This is a genomic window from Streptococcus timonensis, assembly GCF_047463455.1.
Classification (GTDB): Bacteria; Bacillota; Bacilli; order Lactobacillales; family Streptococcaceae; genus Streptococcus; species Streptococcus timonensis_B.
Genome location: NZ_JASHDV010000001.1, coordinates 481,169 through 498,913 on the forward strand (window position 1 = coordinate 481,169; position 17,745 = coordinate 498,913).

19 protein-coding genes are annotated in these 17,745 nt (G+C 38.7%); 8 read left to right on the forward strand and 11 right to left on the reverse strand.

Annotated elements, in window-relative coordinates; genetic code table 11:
* Position 1 precedes the first annotated feature (1 nt).
* From QM847_RS02540 to QM847_RS02565, 6 genes are all read right to left on the reverse strand, one after another.
* Complete coding sequence (locus QM847_RS02540) at positions 2-850, reverse strand: NAD(P)H-hydrate dehydratase (RefSeq protein WP_414353556.1); 849 nt, start codon at positions 848-850, stop codon at positions 2-4.
* 15 nt (positions 851-865) lie between these two features.
* Positions 866-1,687 (reverse strand): phosphate ABC transporter ATPase, encoded by an 822-nt coding sequence (locus QM847_RS02545; protein WP_414353557.1) that lies wholly within the window; start codon positions 1,685-1,687, stop codon positions 866-868.
* A gap of 54 nt (positions 1,688-1,741) precedes the next feature.
* Positions 1,742-2,515 (reverse strand): HAD hydrolase family protein, encoded by a 774-nt coding sequence (locus QM847_RS02550; protein WP_414353559.1) that lies wholly within the window; start codon positions 2,513-2,515, stop codon positions 1,742-1,744.
* A 4-nt stretch (positions 2,516-2,519) separates the two neighbouring features.
* Entirely contained in the window at positions 2,520-3,377 is an 858-nt protein-coding gene (locus QM847_RS02555; RefSeq protein WP_414353561.1) for a bifunctional methylenetetrahydrofolate dehydrogenase/methenyltetrahydrofolate cyclohydrolase, read from the reverse strand.
* 526 nt (positions 3,378-3,903) lie between these two features.
* Positions 3,904-4,638: an amino acid ABC transporter ATP-binding protein gene (locus QM847_RS02560; RefSeq protein WP_414353563.1), complete on the reverse strand. Its 735-nt coding sequence runs from the start codon at positions 4,636-4,638 to the stop codon at positions 3,904-3,906.
* Positions 4,635-5,321 (reverse strand): amino acid ABC transporter permease, encoded by a 687-nt coding sequence (locus QM847_RS02565; RefSeq protein ID WP_414353565.1) that lies wholly within the window; start codon positions 5,319-5,321, stop codon positions 4,635-4,637. The genes QM847_RS02560 and QM847_RS02565 overlap by 4 nt, the downstream gene beginning before the upstream one ends.
* A 197-nt stretch (positions 5,322-5,518) precedes the next feature.
* On the opposite strand from QM847_RS02565, the gene QM847_RS02570 reads away from it, so the two are divergent.
* The 5 genes from QM847_RS02570 to QM847_RS02590 all read left to right on the forward strand — a co-directional run bounded on the left by QM847_RS02570 (position 5,519) and on the right by QM847_RS02590 (position 10,038).
* Positions 5,519-5,749, forward strand: coding sequence for a DUF1797 family protein (locus QM847_RS02570; RefSeq protein WP_004253825.1), 231 nt, complete (start codon positions 5,519-5,521; stop codon positions 5,747-5,749).
* 241 nt (positions 5,750-5,990) lie between these two features.
* Positions 5,991-8,237, forward strand: coding sequence for an AAA family ATPase (locus QM847_RS02575; RefSeq protein WP_414353567.1), 2,247 nt, complete (start codon positions 5,991-5,993; stop codon positions 8,235-8,237).
* 84 nt (positions 8,238-8,321) lie between these two features.
* Positions 8,322-8,771, forward strand: coding sequence for an NUDIX hydrolase (locus QM847_RS02580; RefSeq protein WP_414353569.1), 450 nt, complete (start codon positions 8,322-8,324; stop codon positions 8,769-8,771).
* Positions 8,772-8,834: 63 nt separating this feature from the next.
* On the forward strand, positions 8,835-9,134 hold the full coding sequence (locus tag QM847_RS02585) for a DUF1827 family protein (RefSeq protein WP_414353570.1): 300 nt from the start codon (positions 8,835-8,837) through the stop codon (positions 9,132-9,134).
* Positions 9,135-9,405: 271 nt separating this feature from the next.
* Positions 9,406-10,038, forward strand: coding sequence for a GNAT family N-acetyltransferase (locus QM847_RS02590; RefSeq protein ID WP_414353572.1), 633 nt, complete (start codon positions 9,406-9,408; stop codon positions 10,036-10,038).
* A 45-nt stretch (positions 10,039-10,083) separates the two neighbouring features.
* Here the strand turns inward: QM847_RS02590 and metK are convergent, their stop codons facing one another.
* Both metK and QM847_RS02600 read right to left on the reverse strand, forming a co-directional pair.
* On the reverse strand, positions 10,084-11,274 hold the full coding sequence (metK, locus tag QM847_RS02595; RefSeq protein WP_414353574.1) for a methionine adenosyltransferase: 1,191 nt from the start codon (positions 11,272-11,274) through the stop codon (positions 10,084-10,086).
* A gap of 236 nt (positions 11,275-11,510) precedes the next feature.
* On the reverse strand, positions 11,511-12,209 hold the full coding sequence (locus QM847_RS02600; RefSeq protein WP_414353576.1) for a GntR family transcriptional regulator: 699 nt from the start codon (positions 12,207-12,209) through the stop codon (positions 11,511-11,513).
* A 140-nt stretch (positions 12,210-12,349) separates the two neighbouring features.
* On the opposite strand from QM847_RS02600, the gene guaA reads away from it, so the two are divergent.
* Complete coding sequence (gene guaA / locus QM847_RS02605; RefSeq protein WP_414353578.1) at positions 12,350-13,912, forward strand: glutamine-hydrolyzing GMP synthase; 1,563 nt, start codon at positions 12,350-12,352, stop codon at positions 13,910-13,912.
* Between the two features lie 70 nt (positions 13,913-13,982).
* Here the strand turns inward: guaA and QM847_RS02610 are convergent, their stop codons facing one another.
* The 3 genes from QM847_RS02610 to rpsO form a co-directional block, all read right to left on the reverse strand.
* A complete protein-coding gene (locus QM847_RS02610) occupies positions 13,983-14,183 on the reverse strand; it encodes a hypothetical protein (RefSeq protein WP_414353764.1) in 201 nt (66 codons plus the stop codon).
* Between the two features lie 191 nt (positions 14,184-14,374).
* A complete protein-coding gene (locus QM847_RS02615; protein WP_414353580.1) occupies positions 14,375-15,718 on the reverse strand; it encodes a DEAD/DEAH box helicase in 1,344 nt (447 codons plus the stop codon).
* Between the two features lie 431 nt (positions 15,719-16,149).
* Positions 16,150-16,419: a 30S ribosomal protein S15 gene (rpsO, locus tag QM847_RS02620; protein WP_001018251.1), complete on the reverse strand. Its 270-nt coding sequence runs from the start codon at positions 16,417-16,419 to the stop codon at positions 16,150-16,152.
* Positions 16,420-16,624: 205 nt separating this feature from the next.
* Between rpsO and QM847_RS02625 the strand changes: the two genes are divergently transcribed.
* The gene (locus QM847_RS02625; protein ID WP_414353581.1) at positions 16,625-16,999 is read left to right on the forward strand and encodes a hypothetical protein; all 375 of its coding nucleotides are present in this window, start codon (positions 16,625-16,627) and stop codon (positions 16,997-16,999) included.
* A gap of 328 nt (positions 17,000-17,327) precedes the next feature.
* Positions 17,328-17,726: a hypothetical protein gene (locus QM847_RS02630; protein ID WP_269796987.1), complete on the forward strand. Its 399-nt coding sequence runs from the start codon at positions 17,328-17,330 to the stop codon at positions 17,724-17,726.
* Positions 17,727-17,745: the final 19 nt, after the last annotated feature.

Genomic DNA, 17,745 nt, shown 5'->3' on the forward strand with positions numbered 1-17,745 from the left:
TTCAGGTGTCTTTTTGTATTCTCTTCATGAATGCAGGAACATGTTGACTAATCGTGGTTGGCAGAACTACAAAGTTGTCCTCAGCTAATTCTTGAGCAATTGCTGAGTGCAGATATGTCGCTACAGTGACTCTTTCATAGAGATTTGCTTGTGGGAATTGACCTGCAAAGCCAGCAATCATCCCAGCTAGGGTATCTCCCATTCCTCCAGTCGCCTGATAAGGACCACCAACACTTAGCTGATAAAAATCTGCATGCCCAGCTTGCCAGATTCGAGTCGCAGGACCTTTTTGAACTAGAATCGTTCCTGAAGGAAAATTCACCAAAGCTTCTCCTGTTTCCTTGGCTCCTTGAGAAGTCAATTCTAAGCCTGACAAGACTTGCCATTCCCTTTGATGTGGCGTTAAAACAAGGTGGGCTTTAGGAAATTTCATTCCCATTCTAGCTAAAATGGATAGGACACCACCATCAAGTATGAGGGTCTGGTCTTGATCTAAATGATCAAAAACTGTTTGGAGAAGCTGTTCTCCACGCTCATCATCCACAAGTCCAGGTCCAACCAAGACAACATTTGCTTTCTCTAACTGCTGCTCAAGTAATTCCTTATCGCCAAGAGCAAAAGCCATAGCCTCAGGCAGATGGCTATGTAGCGCTGGAATATTCTCTTTATCCGTAGCTACTGTAACCAATCCTGCTCCGCTCTTTACAGCCCCTAAGGCAGCCATAATAATGGCTCCCCCATAAGGATACGTTCCCCCAATCAAGAGAAGACGACCGTAGTCACCCTTATGACTGTTACGAGACCGTTCCACAATGACTTTTTCTAGTAAGGTTTGATCAATCACTTTCATCGTTTTTTTCCTCAACTATCCTTTATCTGATTGTTTTAAAACAACTTGATAGACTTTCTTAGTCCACTCTTCTAAGTCTTCTCCAGCATAGTCAAGATAATACACCCTATCTTGTATTTTGGTTGGAATAATATTTTCAAATTGGCTCTTGTTATGAGTTGGAATAATGCAAATATACAACTCACTTAATAAATTAAGCATGTTCTTAATTTTTACAGCATGGTAACCATCAAAAATATAACCAGGAACTTTAATCAAATCTGTATAGATAAAATGAAAACTTACTCCAGGAATAAACTTGTCTTGTAATTCTTTCTCTGAAGGAGCTCGACCTAATAAACGCTCCATTGCCAATCGATAACCAGAACTTGTATTTGACCACCCTAACATGACATAGTCAAAATAATCTATCGGATCAGATGCAGCATTTCGACTATCCAAAACCAACTCCTCAGCATCTCGCCCAAAGGCTTTCACAGCAGATAAAAGCTGACCAGTTTTAAAAATAGAAATCGCTGCATCTATAGTCGTAGTATGACTACAGTAGTCTGAAGTCACTAACCTCTTATGTAGGTCATAAGTCGAGGCTACTCTTTTATCTGTAGGGGTAAATGGTGGCAGAAAGGAATGCTGACAGAGGTAATCTAAAACTTCTTTTTTTAAACAAGAATCAGTACACTCAATACTTGTTTGACGTTTATGAAGTTTTTCGTAAGCTATAAATTTAGCAATTTTTTCTAATTCCCACTCTTGAATATTTGGATAATCAGTTAGTGCTAATTGATATATTCCATCCCATTGTAAACTATATTCTCCATTATAAATTTTTAAAATCATCTAATCACCTCTCACTCCATTATACTACAAAAGGAGGTTCAAACCTCCTTCTATCTATTTTCCCTTAAATTCCGCAAAAGTCTGTAAGATTTTAGCTGCTACTACTGGAGAATGTTCTCCTTTTAGCTCTAACGTTTCATCTGCATATGGAGTAAGGCCAGCAAAGTCTCCTATCTGAACTGAATAAAGAGATGTCTTAAACAGCTCAATATCATTTTGGTCATTGCCAAAAGCAATGAAGTTCTCTCCACATAACTTTTCAACAGTTGTCGCCTTATGAGTGTTCAAGGGATTAACATAAAGGCACTTTTCATGGGCATGATAGGACATATGAGCCTGCCCCAGTCTTTCTAACTGACCAAGCAGATCATCAAGCAAATCCTCATGGTCTCCCATATAAACGACTACCTTAATCGGAGTCCCCAAGTCCTCAAGTTTCTGATGACGAGCTACCTTTAGGGGATCCACACTAGAGATAAATGGAATCTTCTCCACGATCTGACCACTATAGTCAAAGCAATCATCTGCAAAGAAAGGGAGATTATAGGTCTGGCAATAATCCACTAGCGCCTGATAAACTCTAGCATCGAGATTTCTCTCATAGATGGCTTTCCCTAGATAATAGCCTACACCTCCATTCAAACCTATAACCAAACGCTGACTAAGTTCAGTACCTAATAAGCCCAAACAATCTCGATAAGAGCGAGCTGAGGCAAATACAAGCTCATGTCCATAATCGCTAGCATTTAAAAGAACCTGCTTAATCTCCTCATCTATGGTCATGTAGTCAAAAGATAGCGTTCCATCCAGATCAAATACGAATTTCATCTTCCTAGTCCTTGTTCAGTGTACGAAGCGCTGCCTGATAAGTCTGTTCCATTAGCATGGTAATGGTCATAGGTCCAACTCCACCAGGTACAGGAGTGATATGACTAGCAATTGGTGCAACAGCATCGTAGTCAACATCTCCACAAAGCTTGCCATTTTCATCTCTGTTCATCCCTACATCAATGACAACTGCACCTGGTTTGACAAAGTCAGCAGTCACAAACTTAGCACGACCGATAGCTACGACAAGAATATCTGCTTTCGAAGCAACTGTTGCTAAATCTTGTGTACGAGAGTGGGTCAAGGTAACAGTTCCATTTTTAGCTAAAAGTAACTGAGCCATGGGCTTCCCAACAATATTAGAACGACCAATAATGACCGCATTTTTTCCGTCCAGCTCAATCCCATACTCATGAAACATTTCCATAATACCAGCTGGTGTTGATGGAATCATGACTGGGTGACCAGACCAGAGACGACCCATATTGAGTGGATGGAAACCATCCACATCCTTTTCAGGGGCAATAGCCAATAGAACAGCTTCTTCATCGATATGTTTTGGTAAAGGCAACTGAACTAAAATCCCATGCCAAGCTGGATCCTGATTGTAGTTGGCAATCAAATCCAACAATTCTTCTTGGGTAATGGTCTCAGGAACACGAACGACTTCACTACGGAAACCTGCTGCAATTGCTGAGCGTTCCTTGTTGCGAACGTAAACTTGGCTAGCAGGATTATCCCCTACTAAAATAACGACTAAGCCAGGCACCAAGCCTGTCTCTTCTTTTAGTTTAGCCGTTTTTTCAGCTAATTGTCCTTGTAACTTTGCTGCCAAAGCCTTCCCATCAATAATCTGTGTCATGTATTTTCTCTTTTCTAACAAATATTCTCTATTATACCAAAAATTATCTGGAGCCTCTAACATTTTTTGGATAGCTCCTCTTATAGTTACAAGCTATAAGAAAACTCAGTTAGAAGACCAGTCATTATCTTACTGGAGGATAACGGCCCTCTACAGAATAAAGATATTATTTTTTGTTTATGCATCAAAAATAATGTATAATATAAGTAATGGAAGTCTTACAAAAAGGAGGATAGACATGTCAATCTTTCATAAATATATACTATTTTTTATATTTCTTATACTAGCACTATACTCTGATAAGCTTTTCAAAAAGAACCACCAAGTTTGGAAAATTATTTTCGCAGTATTAGGTATACTTACAAGCATTAGCTTCATGTTTTAACTAAAATAAAGTAGGAATCAGTGTTTTCTGATTCCTACTTTTTATTTATAACTTTAATCTAAACTGAGTAAAGAAGTTTTGCTATAACTTATCGAACTATCTACCTAAGAAAAAGTCGAAATGGATATAAATTTACAACTCTTACAAAACCTTACTCAAGAAATCCTTGGTTCTTTGTTCTTGGGTTTGTTCAAAGACTTGCTCTGGAGTTCCGTCTTCGACAACAACACCATCTGCCATAAAGATGACACGATCTGCCACCTCACGAGCAAAGCCCATTTCATGCGTCACGATAACCATTGTCATTCCTGACTGAGCAAGTTCTTGCATTACCGCTAGTACTTCGCCTACCATTTCTGGGTCTAATGCTGAAGTTGGCTCGTCAAAAAGCAAAACATCTGGTTCCATAGCAAGACCACGAGCGATAGCGATACGCTGTTGCTGCCCACCTGACAAACTTTGCGGATAGGCATCTGCTTTATCTGGTAAACCAACCTTTTCCAAAAGTTCCAGCGCTCTCTTTTCGGCCACTTCCTTACTTATACCTTTGGTCTTGATAGGAGACAGTGTGATATTTTCCATAACTGTCATATTTGGGAAGAGATTAAACTGTTGGAAAACCATTCCCATCTTTTCACGCATGGCAAAGAGGTCATTTTTCTTATCCGTAATGTCTACACCTTCAAAGATAACTTTTCCTTTTGTAGCTTCTTCGAGGAGATTCATAGAACGAAGGAGGGTTGACTTCCCGCTACCAGATGGTCCGATAATCACTACTACTTCACCTTTTTTAATTTCAAGATAAATCCCTTTTAAAACTTCATTCTTTCCAAAACTTTTATGAAGGTTTTCAATTTTAATTAGCGTTTCAGTCATTGTTTCTTATCTCCTTGTCCCATACGATTTTCAAAAGCTTTTAAGGCTATTGTCAAGATAGATGTCATAATCAAGTAGTAAAAGGCAGCAAATAAAAGCGGAGTTAAGGGTAGGTAGGTGGTTGTAGACACCGTTGTTGCTCCATTCCATAATTCCATGACACCAATTGCCGACAAGAGCGAGCTATCCTTGATAATAGTGATAAACTCATTTCCCAAAGCTGGTAAGATATTCTTAACAGCCTGGGGTAAAATAACATAACGCATAGCCTTCCTCGGACGGATTCCTAACGAATAGGCAGCTTCTAGTTGCCCTTTAGGAACTGCATTGATCCCCGCACGGACTGTTTCCGAAACATAGGCACCACTATTCATTGAAATGATGATAATTCCTGGAATCAAGCGAGAGAGTTCGATTCCAAAAATGCCAAATTGAATAGTTGGAGCATCAATACTCATAAGAGCAAAAGCAATCATAATCTGTACCATCATGGGTGTTCCACGGAAAATCCAGATATAAAGATTGGCCAACCAGGCAAGGGGTTTAAATTTTGAACGTTGGGCAAAGGCCAACAAGATTCCAACGAGGGTTCCAAAAAAGACTACTAAGATGGAAATAAATACCGTCACAAGAGCTCCATAGTTAAAATAAGGTAAGTATTTTGGCAAAAATGAAAAATTCATAGGTCTGCTTCTTTCTATTTTCTATCTTAAAACTTGTATGAGTATAACATATTTTGAATAAAAATTCAATATTTCACTCCCCTTTTCTGAAAAAAATCTAAAATAAACAGAAATAGAACGAAATCTTTGTTTTTTTCTAGTCAAGTAACTATGCTTTATGGTAAAATAGTAACGATAAGAAATGGAGGAGAATCATAATGGAATCACATTTGGTTAGAATCATCAATCGTCTCGAAGCAATGACAAAAGATGGTGGTAACTTAAAACGTAATTTTGAACGTGAAGGTGTCGTTGTGGCTGAAGTAGCCTTTAACCATGATGAAGAAAATGGCCCACTATTTACACTTCGTGATGTAGAAGCTCGTGAAACGTATACTTTTGATAGCATCGATTTGATTGCTATGGAAATCTACGAACTTCTATACTAATCTTTGAACTCGTAGTAGGATTTTAGTCCTACTCCTATGAACAAGAATCCTTTTTGTATCACAAATGGGATTTTTTCGTATCATCCAAATTTTGTAGTGCCACAAACTTCAAGTTAAATGACCAAATCAATCTTTTTACTTGAATTGCCTTCCATTCATGATATAATTAGACTATACATATGTTTGACTATTTTTGACCTTATAAAAACTAGGTCAACCAAGAAAGAAATGAGGTAGTTGTATGCTCTGTCAAAACTGTAAAATCAATGACTCAACCATTCACCTTTATACAAATCTCAACGGGAAACAAAAGCAAATTGATCTTTGTCAAAACTGCTACAAAATTATTAAAACAGATCCCAATAATAGCTTATTTAAAGGGATTACGAATTTGAGTAATCGAGATTTCGATCCATTAAGGGACTTCTTTAATGACATTAGTAATTTCCAACCTACTTCTAATAACACTCCTCCGACTCAGTCAGGTGGTGGTTTTGGTGGCAACGGTGGTTTCGGTTCTCCAAATCGTGGTCCAGCACAAACTCCTCCACCCAATAAAGAAAAAGGTCTTTTGGATGAGTATGGTATCAATGTGACAGAGATTGCTCGTCAAGGTAAGATTGACCCAGTTATTGGTCGTGACGAAGAAATCATTCGTGTTATTGAAATCCTCAACCGCAGAACTAAGAACAATCCTGTTCTCATTGGTGAACCTGGTGTTGGTAAGACAGCAGTTGTCGAGGGATTAGCTCAGAAAATTGTTGATGGTGATGTTCCCCATAAACTCCAAGGCAAAGAAGTCATCCGTTTAGATGTAGTAAGTCTTGTCCAAGGTACTGGTGTTCGTGGTCAATTCGAAGAACGCATGCAAAAACTCATGGAGGAAATCCGTAAACGCGAGGACATCATCCTCTTTATCGACGAAATTCATGAAATTGTAGGTGCTGGTTCTGCTGGAGATGGTAATATGGATGCTGGTAATATCCTCAAACCTGCCCTTGCTCGCGGCGAACTTCAACTTGTTGGTGCTACTACTCTCAATGAATACCGCATCATTGAAAAAGATGCAGCCCTCGAACGACGTATGCAACCTGTCAAGGTTGATGAACCAACTGTGGAAGAAACTATTACTATCCTCAAAGGTATTCAAAAGAAATACGAAGATTATCACCACGTTCATTATACCGACAGTGCTATCGAGGCTGCTGCTACTCTTTCTAATCGTTATATCCAAGATCGTTTCTTACCAGACAAGGCCATCGACCTTCTGGATGAAGCTGGTTCTAAAATGAACCTAACTCTAAACTTTGTTGATCCTAAAGTGATTGACCAACGCCTAATCGAAGCTGAAAATCTCAAAGCGCAAGCTACTAGAGATGAAGACTTTGAAAAAGCTGCCTACTTCCGTGATCAGATTGCTAAATATAAGGAAATGCAAAAAACTAAGGTTACGGATCAGGACACTCCAATTATTAGCGAAAAAACGATTGAACACATCATCGAACAAAAGACTAATATTCCAGTTGGTGACCTCAAAGAAAAAGAACAATCACAACTCATCAACTTAGCAGATGACCTCAAGGCGCATGTTATTGGTCAAGACGATGCTGTTGATAAATTGGCTAAAGCTATTCGTCGTAACCGGGTTGGTCTCGGTACTCCAAACCGTCCAATCGGTAGCTTCCTCTTTGTTGGTCCTACTGGTGTCGGTAAAACGGAGCTTTCTAAACAATTGGCTATCGAACTCTTCGGTTCAGCTGATAGTATGATTCGTTTCGATATGAGTGAATACATGGAAAAACATAGTGTTGCAAAACTAGTTGGTGCTCCCCCAGGCTATGTTGGCTATGAAGAAGCAGGACAACTGACTGAAAAGGTTCGTCGCAATCCTTATTCACTTATTCTACTGGACGAAGTAGAAAAAGCCCACCCTGATGTCATGCACATGTTCCTTCAGGTCTTAGATGACGGGCGCTTAACGGACGGTCAAGGGCGCACTGTTAGCTTTAAAGATGCTATCATTATTATGACCTCAAACGCGGGTACTGGTAAGGCAGAAGCTAGCGTCGGGTTTGGTGCGGCTAGAGAAGGTCGTACAAATTCTGTTCTAGGTGAACTTGGTAACTTCTTTAGCCCTGAATTCATGAACCGCTTCGATGGGATTATCGAGTTTAAAGCACTAAATAAAGAAAACCTCCTTAAAATCGTTGATCTCATGCTTGATGATGTCAACAAACGTCTCGTAAGTAACAATATCTCTTTAGATGTTACTGACAAGGTTAAGGAAAAGTTGGTCGATTTGGGGTATGATCCGAAAATGGGGGCTCGTCCATTACGCCGCACGATTCAAGACTATATTGAAGATGCTATTACAGACTTCTACCTTGAAAATCCAAGTGAAAAAGAGTTAAAAGCTGTCATGACCAGCAATGGAAAAATCATGATTAAATCCAAAAACAAGCTAGAAAAAGTTGAAGCGACTGACTAATACTAAGAAAAGAATGTTCTTACTTGACAGTGAGAACATTCTTTAATATGATAGAAAGAAAGCGCACTCATGAAGGAGAAATCTATGACAAATCCAACATTTGGAGAGAGAAAAGAAGGGGTTACATACAAAAACAGATATGGTGTTTATGCAGTCATACCAGATTCAAACAAGGAAAAGATTATCCTAGTTCAAGCTCCAAATGGTGCTTGGTTCCTACCAGGTGGAGAGATTGAAGAAGGTGAAGACCATTTGGAAGCTCTTAAACGGGAATTAATCGAGGAATTAGGTTTCACTGCTGAAATTGGTACTTATTATGGGCAAGCTGACGAGTACTTTTACTCTAGTCATCGTGATACTCATTTTTACAATCCTGCCTTCCTTTATGAAGCTACTTCTTACCAAGAGTTACAAAAACCTTTGGAAGACTTTAATCATATCGCTTGGTTTCCAATAGATGAAGCTATTGCGAATCTAAAAAGAGGTAGTCATAAATGGGCTATCGAAGCATGGAAAAAGCAACATCAAATTTAAGTTAACTTTCCCAATTTTTCTAAAAAGTGCTATAATAGACATAGAATTACAGGAGGAATCCCTATGAAGCTTATTAATACTACTAATTCACACTCTCGTCTTGTTAAAAATCAACTAGAAAGTACTGACGCAACTCTTGTGGAAGTCTATTCTGCAGGAAATACAGATGTTATCTTTACCCAAGCACCGCTTCATTATGAAATCCTCATTTCCAATAAACATCGAGCTATTCGTGAAAAAGAAATCGAAAAAATTCAAGAGTTTTTCTTAAATCGCAAAATTGATAAGCAAAATATTGATGAAGCAAATATTAAAACACTTTATTCTGACAAATTGATTGAAATTTCAATTCCAATTAAATAAACATAATAGCCATTTAAACTACTCCCAAGATTAGAATCTTGGGGCTTTTTTTATTCACTAAAGATTTTCTTATCTTGCAATATCCTATGCTATATTGAGATACCCATTTACCGCAATTCGCAAAGTTTTTGTAATTCCTCCTAAATTTGACTTTCAATCTAAATTCTAATAAAATAAAAATTAGTTATATTTTTTAGTAAAAATATGTCTAATTCGAAAATTAAGATTATTTCAGTTATAATAGTATTAGAAATTTGATAAGGAGTTTAAGATGGAAAAAATTATCTACAGGGAAGCCAGAATAGACGAATTCCAGAAAATTGGGAAAGTTTTGGCTGATGCTTTCATGGACTATCCGTTTACGACTCTAATTAAAGACGATTTAAAGAAACCAGAATACTATCCTGCATTCTTAGAACTAATGGATAGCCTTCTGACCAGACTCTATATCAAAGGAGAAACCTGTCTTGTCGCTGAACAAGACGGGGAAATCATGGCAGTTGCCCTTTTGCAACAGAAGGATTTTACCATTCTTTCCTATCTATTAAATGGTGTCATTAAACTCTTCCGATACATCACGCCAAGAAACCTTTTAAAGTATCTTGATTTAGTTGATCGCTCTGAACAGCACTTAAAAAAATCAGGAAACTTTGATTGGTATTTGATGATGTTAGGAGTAAACGCTTCTTGTCAAAACCAAGGAATCGGGAGTGCTTTTCTACAAGAAGGCGTTGAACCTTATCTTAAAGCCAAGGGATGCAAACGTTTAGGCCTAATTACTAGCATTGATAAGAACGTCTTCTTTTACAAAAAGAATAACTTTACTTTACTAGATTTTATGATGTTAGAATACGGAACAAAATCTATTGGAAACTGGGCTTTTGTAAAAATACTGGATAACTAATTTAAAACTAAAAAAGATTGGTCTAAGAACCAATCTTTTTTTATGTTATTTAACTGCTTCTTTCAAGGCTTCTACCTTATCCAAGCGTTCCCATGGCAGGTCAATATCTGTACGTCCCATGTGTCCATAAGCCGCTGTTTGACGGTAAATTGGACGTTTGAGATCTAGCATTTGGATAATCCCTGCAGGACGAAGGTCGAAAATTTGACGCGCTGCTGCTTCCAATTTACTTTCAGCTACTGTTCCCGTACCGAAGGTATCGATACGAACAGATACTGGATGAGCCACTCCAATCGCGTAAGCCAATTGCACTTCTGCTTTCTTAGCAAGACCTGCAGCAACAATGTTTTTAGCAATGTATCGAGCTGCATAAGAAGCTGAACGGTCCACCTTAGTCGCATCCTTACCAGAGAAAGCACCACCACCGTGACGTGAATAACCACCATAGGTATCCACAATGATTTTCCGACCAGTCAAACCTGAGTCTCCTTGAGGTCCTCCGATAACGAAACGACCTGTTGGATTGATAAAGAATTTAGTCTCATCATCCAGGTAAGAAGCTGGAATTACTTCCTTGATAACCTTGTTTATCACATCCTCATGGATTTGTTCATTGCTGACTTCTGGATCGTGTTGGGTTGAAATAACAACTGTATCCACGCGCACTGGCTGGTCATTTTCATCATATTCAACAGTAACTTGAGATTTAGCGTCTGGACGAAGGTAGCTAATTTCACCAGACTTACGTAACTCTGCCAAGCGACGAACCAACTTGTGGCTGAGTGAGATTGGCAATGGCATGAGTTCTTCTGTTTCATCCACCGCAAAACCAAACATGAGACCCTGGTCCCCTGCTCCAATCAAGTCTAGTGGATCTTGATCCGCATTCCCACGAACTTCTAAGGCTTCATTAACCCCTTGAGCGATATCTGGTGATTGTTCTACCAAGGATGGGTGAACTCCTACCGTCTCCGCAGAAAAACCATACTCTGTATTGGTATAACCAATCTCAGCAATGGTATCACGAACCACACGGTTAATATCTACATAAGCTGTCGTTGAAATCTCACCAAAAACATGCACTGAACCAGTATAAACAGCTGTTTCAGCAGCAACGTGCGCCTCTGGATCTTGCTCTAAAATAGCATCCAAGATAGCATCTGAAATTTGGTCTGCAATCTTATCTGGATGCCCCTCAGATACAGATTCAGACGTGAATAATTTACGTTCTGACATAAAAATGTCCCCCCTTAAAAAATATTCGTTATAGAGTTACAAAGAACTGGTAGGAAGAGTATTTACAATCAATCCCACCACCTTATCGGGACCATATAACCTAACTATTATAACACGAATCTTTGAAAAATACTCGTATGGTTGCTATTTTTCTTACTAGGAAAATGTTTTCTAATCTTAACCAAATAAAAACTCTTAAAATAGATGAGTTTCTACTCTAAGAGTGATGTTATAAACTAATTATTTTCTAGATAAAATTCAAACCGTTCTCCGACGTATTGGCTCTTTACATACTCAAAAGCCGTTCCGTCATCAAAGTAAGAAACCTGAGTCAAACCTAAAATAGCATGCCCTTTTTCAACTTCTAGATAATGAGCTATCTTTTCTTTGGCTAGGCGAGCATAAATGGTCTGGTGAGATTTACCAATTCGATAACCATGCTCTTGTAAGGTTTGAAAGAAGTGCTTGGTTACTTCTTCTTTTTTGAAATTTTTGATAAATTTCTCAGGAATCGACGCCACTTCATAGACTACAGGAACCTTATCCGCATAACGAACACGCTCCATACGAATGATATTATCAGTTGGCAGTAAACCTAGTTTAGCCACTTCTTGCTCATTTGGAATAGTTCGACGATAAGAAATCAGGTGACTAGATGGAGTTTTTCCTTGAGCTTTTACAATCTCAGTAAAACTAGTTGTTCCACGCATTTTTTCCTGCACGCGGGTACTCGAAACAAAGGTCCCACTACCAACACGCCGTTCCAAAACTCCTTCTTCAACCAAAAGAGAGATAGCTTGACGCAAAGTCATACGACTAACCGAAAATTCCTCTGCTAAATCTCGTTCGCTTGGGAGTCTTTCTCCAATTTTCCAATTTCCCTCGTCAATATCTTTCTTGATTTGGTCGTGAATTTTCATATAAGCTGGTAACATGCTTGATCACTTCTTTTCTTCGTTTTTTCCATTGTACCTTATCTCATAGACAAAAGTCAAACCTCACTTGTTTAGTTGGTAATTCTAACCCTTTTATGATAGAATATTCAAGAAGATATTTCTTTTAAGAAAGGGAAAAGATGACCAACATTTCAACTGATTTGCAATATGTCGAAAAGATCATCGTATTGGACTATGGTAGCCAGTATAACCAACTTATCTCACGCCGTATCCGTGAGATTGGTGTCTTTTCAGAACTAAAAAGTCACAAGATTTCGGCTGACGAAGTCCGTGCTATCAATCCTATCGGGATTGTACTTTCAGGTGGTCCAAACTCTGTTTACGAAGAAGGATCATTTGATATTGATCCAGAAATTTTCGAACTGGGAATTCCAATTCTGGGAATCTGCTATGGTATGCAACTATTAACCCACAAGCTTGGTGGTAAAGTTGTTCCTGCAGGTGACGCTGGTAACCGTGAATACGGTCAATCAACATTGACTCACACAGAATCAGCTCTTTTTGCGGGTACTCCAGATGAGCAACTTGTCTTGATGAGCCACGGTGATGCTGTTACAGAAATTCCTGCTGATTTCGTTCGTACTGGTACATCAGCTGACTGTCCGTACGCATCTATCGAAAACCCAGATAAGAAAATCTATGGTATTCAATTCCACCCAGAGGTTCGTCATTCAGTTCACGGCTATGATATTTTGCGTAACTTTGCCTTGAATATCTGTGGTGCCAAAGGTGACTGGACTATGGATAACTTCATCGATATGCAAATCAAACAAATCCGTGAAAAAGTTGGAGATAAACGTGTTCTCCTTGGTCTTTCAGGTGGTGTTGACTCTTCTGTTGTTGGAGTTCTTCTCCAAAAAGCCATCGGAGATCAATTGATCTGTATCTTTGTAGACCACGGTCTTCTCCGTAAAGGAGAAGCTGACCAAGTTATGGATATGCTTGGTGGTAAGTTTGGTTTGAACATTGTCAAAGCAGATGCTGCCAAACGCTTCCTTGATAAATTGGCTGGTGTTTCTGATCCTGAACAAAAACGTAAAATTATCGGTAACGAGTTTGTTTATGTCTTTGATGATGAAGCAAGCAAGCTAACAGACGTGAAATTCTTGGCACAAGGAACACTCTATACAGACGTTATCGAGTCTGGTACAGATACTGCTCAAACCATCAAGTCTCACCACAATGTGGGTGGTCTTCCGGAAGACATGCAGTTTGAACTCATCGAACCCCTTAACACTCTTTACAAAGATGAAGTTCGTGCCCTCGGTACTGAGCTTGGTATGCCAGACCACATTGTATGGCGCCAACCATTCCCAGGACCAGGTCTTGCTATCCGTGTCATGGGTGAAATCACTGAAGAAAAACTTGAAACTGTTCGTGAATCAGACGCTATCCTTCGTGAAGAAATCGCAAAGGCTGGTCTTGACCGCGACATCTGGCAATACTTCACTGTTAACACTGGCGTTCGTTCAGTAGGTGTTATGGGAGATGGCCGTACTTATGATTACACCATCGCTATCCGTGCTATCACTTCTATCGATGGAATGACAGCTGACTTCGCTAAGATTCCTTGGGAAGTTCTCCAAAAAATCTCAGTTCGTATCGTAAATGAAGTTGACCACGTTAACCGTATCGTCTATGATATTACAAGTAAACCACCTGCAACCGTTGAGTGGGAGTAAAATCATAATATTAAAGTCTAAAATCCCATCAGAGAATTTCTGATGGGATTTTAATATTTCATGATGATTCTTACCAGAAAAACTTTCGATAAATTCTAGCAATCGTTAAAAAGATAGCATAAAGTACACCTAAGATGGTTAAAACTATTTTTCCGGTAGTCACCTCTGAGCCGATGATCAATATATGGAAGAGAGGAGCGAGACCGCTACAGACATATATCAAATAAGCAATAACATTTATTTCACCAATCCCAGCAATAAAGTCTTTCATTTTTATTTTAATTTTCATTTACCTTCTCCAATAATCTACTTTTAATTTAAGTATATTATAAACTTCAGAAAATTAAAAGAATGTTTAGATTAAATGATTATTTTCCCAATATCATCTACTGATGAATTCTGACAATCCCGATGTAGAACTATAAAAAAACAGTAAAACCACTTGGTTTCACTGTCTCAATTCTAAAATGTTTGACGTTTAGCTTTACGTTCTGCACGTCCACGGGCACGACTTTCAGCACGCTTGGTTTTACGGCGTTTTTCATCGACCGCCCATTGAATTTTCTTCTTATAGCCTGGTTTGACTTTTTTCTTTTTCTTTTTAACCAAGCCAATCATTTCGATATCCAGTTTTTCCTGCTTCTTCTCACGATTGGCACGACGGTCACGATCATAAGTGTCTTGGAATTCTCCGTCTTTAACCACCTTGGGTACAAACTTAATTCCTAATTTCTCTAACTCACGAATATCAGAGTCATCGCTTGGTTGATAAAGGGTAATGGCTGTACCTGGCAGACCATTACGTCCAGTTCGTCCAACACGGTGGACAAAGAAAGACAAGTCTTGTGGGATAGCATCGTTGATAACGTGGCTGACACCTTCGATGTCAATTCCACGCGCAGCCAGGTCAGTTGCTACAATATACTCAAAATCAAGATTTTTCACCTGATTCATGATCCGTTTGCGTTCACGAGGAGCAATGTCTCCATGGATCTTAGCCACCTTCAAGCCTTGAGCTGTTAGGTATGTATGCAATTCATCCGCACGAGTCTTGGTATTGACAAAAATCATGGCGAGATACGGCTGCATAATTTGAGTCAACTCATAAATCTGAGCATTCTTGTCACGACCCTTGGTCGAAATCAACCAGTTGTCAATGGTATCAGAGATAACGGTTTTGGTCTTGATTTTCTCCATGACAGGATTTGACAAGTATTTTTTCAAGAATGGTTGCAGTTTTTGTGGGATGGTTGCTGAAAAGACCATGAACTGCAAGTCCTTAGGAAGACTTCCTGCAATCTTATCAACTGTTTCCAAGAATCCCATATCCAAGGTCATGTCAGCTTCATCTACTACAAAGGTCTTAGCCTTATGGATAGCCAAATCACCAGACTTGACCAAGTCATAAATACGACCTGGAGTTCCGATAACGATATGTGGTTGATTATTTGCTAATTTGTCAATCTGACGGGCCTTGTCTGTACCACCAACATAGTTCACAACACGAATCTCAACATCTGAATGTGATGCAATCTGACGAGCTGCTTGGTAAATCTGAGTTGCTAACTCGCGACTTGGAGCTGTGATAACTGCTTGCACACTATCGCTCTCTTCATCCAACTGTTGGAAAATTGGAAGCAAGAAAGTATGAGTCTTTCCTGAACCTGTTTTTGATTCACCGACCAAGTCACGACCTGCCAAGACAATAGGAATCAACTTATCCTGAACCTCGGTAGGAGTCGTAAACTTCAACTCCTCCAATGCTTCTTCTATATATTTTTTAAACTTAAATTTCGTAAATGACATAATTTCCTCGATTCTATCTATCTTATGATTATACCATATTTTCATCCATTACTGTAGCATTGTTATTTAGACCATTTAAGGTAAGGTGACAAAAATAAAAAGCCCTCTGAAGTCAGAGAGCCGATTTAAGCTTGGGCTAAAATCCTAGTGAAAAAGATGAAACTCCTTGTGTTCATCGAACACTGTGCCCTTTCCCTATTTTCATACGGATTTTTAACGCCCTTAGCATCATAATTCTTGCTGGATAAAACGTTTATAGACTAGGCGGCAAGCCGAAGATTGAACAAAAATTTTAGTGAAACAAAAAATCTCCCCAAAGGGAGACATATCTGATTTATTTTACCTTACAGTGCTAGGAACCGTAACCGAAGATAATACTTGAGTATATCGAGGTATGGTGACAACGCAATGTAAGTGGAAAATAAAGCAGATTAACGACGAAGTCCAAGAGAGTTGATTAACTCACGGTAACGGTTAACGTCGTTTTTACGCAAGTATGCAAGCAAGTTACGACGGCGACCGATTTTCTTCATCAATCCACGGTAAGTAGCGTGGTCTTTTTTGTGTTGTTTGATGTGTTCGTTGAGGTGGTTGATTTCCCAAGTAAGGACAGCAACTTGAACCTCTACTGAACCTGTATCACCTTCGTGACGTGCATATTGTGCAATGATTTCATTTTTTTTCTCTTTTGAGATTGCCATGATATTTCTCCTTTTTATTTGGCTTCATCCGAGTGACAGGTTGGCATGCCTGTAACCAAGAAGAAGTTATTTGTCTTTACGACATTTCTTATTCTACCAATAACTAAGTTCTTTGTCAACTGATTTACTATTCTTACCGCAAAAGTGCTATAATAGTTATAGGAAGGATATCTAAGTTGACATCTTGAAAAGAGAGGTGATTACCATGCGTAAATTCTCGCAATATCTCCCCTACTATCTGGTCATATTTTTCTTTTATTGGCCACTTTATGAGCTGTTATTATGGTCTATTACTGAAAATTATATCTTGAAGGAGCTCACCATCGGCAACGTTATTATCTTCTCTCCACTGGTGACTTTCATAGTATCACTATTCTACTCTTATCGTTTCAAGTTCTCAGTTTGGTGGTTAATTGGAGTTGGCTTGCTCTTTTGCTTTACCATCATTACTTTCGGAGAATTTATCCTTCTCTACTTCCTAGCCTATGAAATCTTTGCCCTCGCGGGTATGGCTGTCGGTGCCACTATTAAGAATCTAGTGCAAAAACTGAAAAACAAAAAACTTTCACAAAAACCTTGAAAAATCTCACAATCATGCTATAATAATGCATAGAGACAAGTCACTTAGACCCTTTCTACCAGAGAGTGCGTGGTTGCTGAGAACGCATAGGAAGACTATACTGATACTACTCTACTGACTTTTATGCAAACATAAAACGGTGGCCACGTTAGAGCCAATCAGAGGTGTCCCTCTTTTTTGAGGAACATAAATGAAGGTGGAACCACGTTGCGACGTCCTTTTTAGGATGTCGCTTTTTATTTTCATTTTTCTTTTGTTACTTTTGGGGTGGCGAGAGAGGACTTTTCCTATGTTGCAATATTAAAAAAAATGAATAAAGGAGATCTATATGGGATTCAAATTTGAAGAGATTAAGGCTTATTTAATGAAACATGGCTTAGATTCTAGCGTAGCTGAGTCGCTGCATGCGGTCTATGGGACTCAGCGCTTGGGAGGCACTGCAAATGCCTACTTTTTAATTGTTTTTACCGATACAGGAATCTACATCATTTCTATTACACCTATGGGGAAATTAGGAGACATTGTAGGAGAATTTTCAGCAGAAGACATCCAAGCATATCAATTTAAGAAGCGCCTGTTTATAGGATATAAACTTAAATTTTCGATGAATGATAAACAGAGTTTTGAATTTAATGTTAATAAGATAATGATTGGCGCAGGCTGGCATAAAACTGAGCTACAAAAAATTCTAGAAACAAACTATTACAATAAAAGAATAGATTCTTAAAATATTTGGATAATAGATA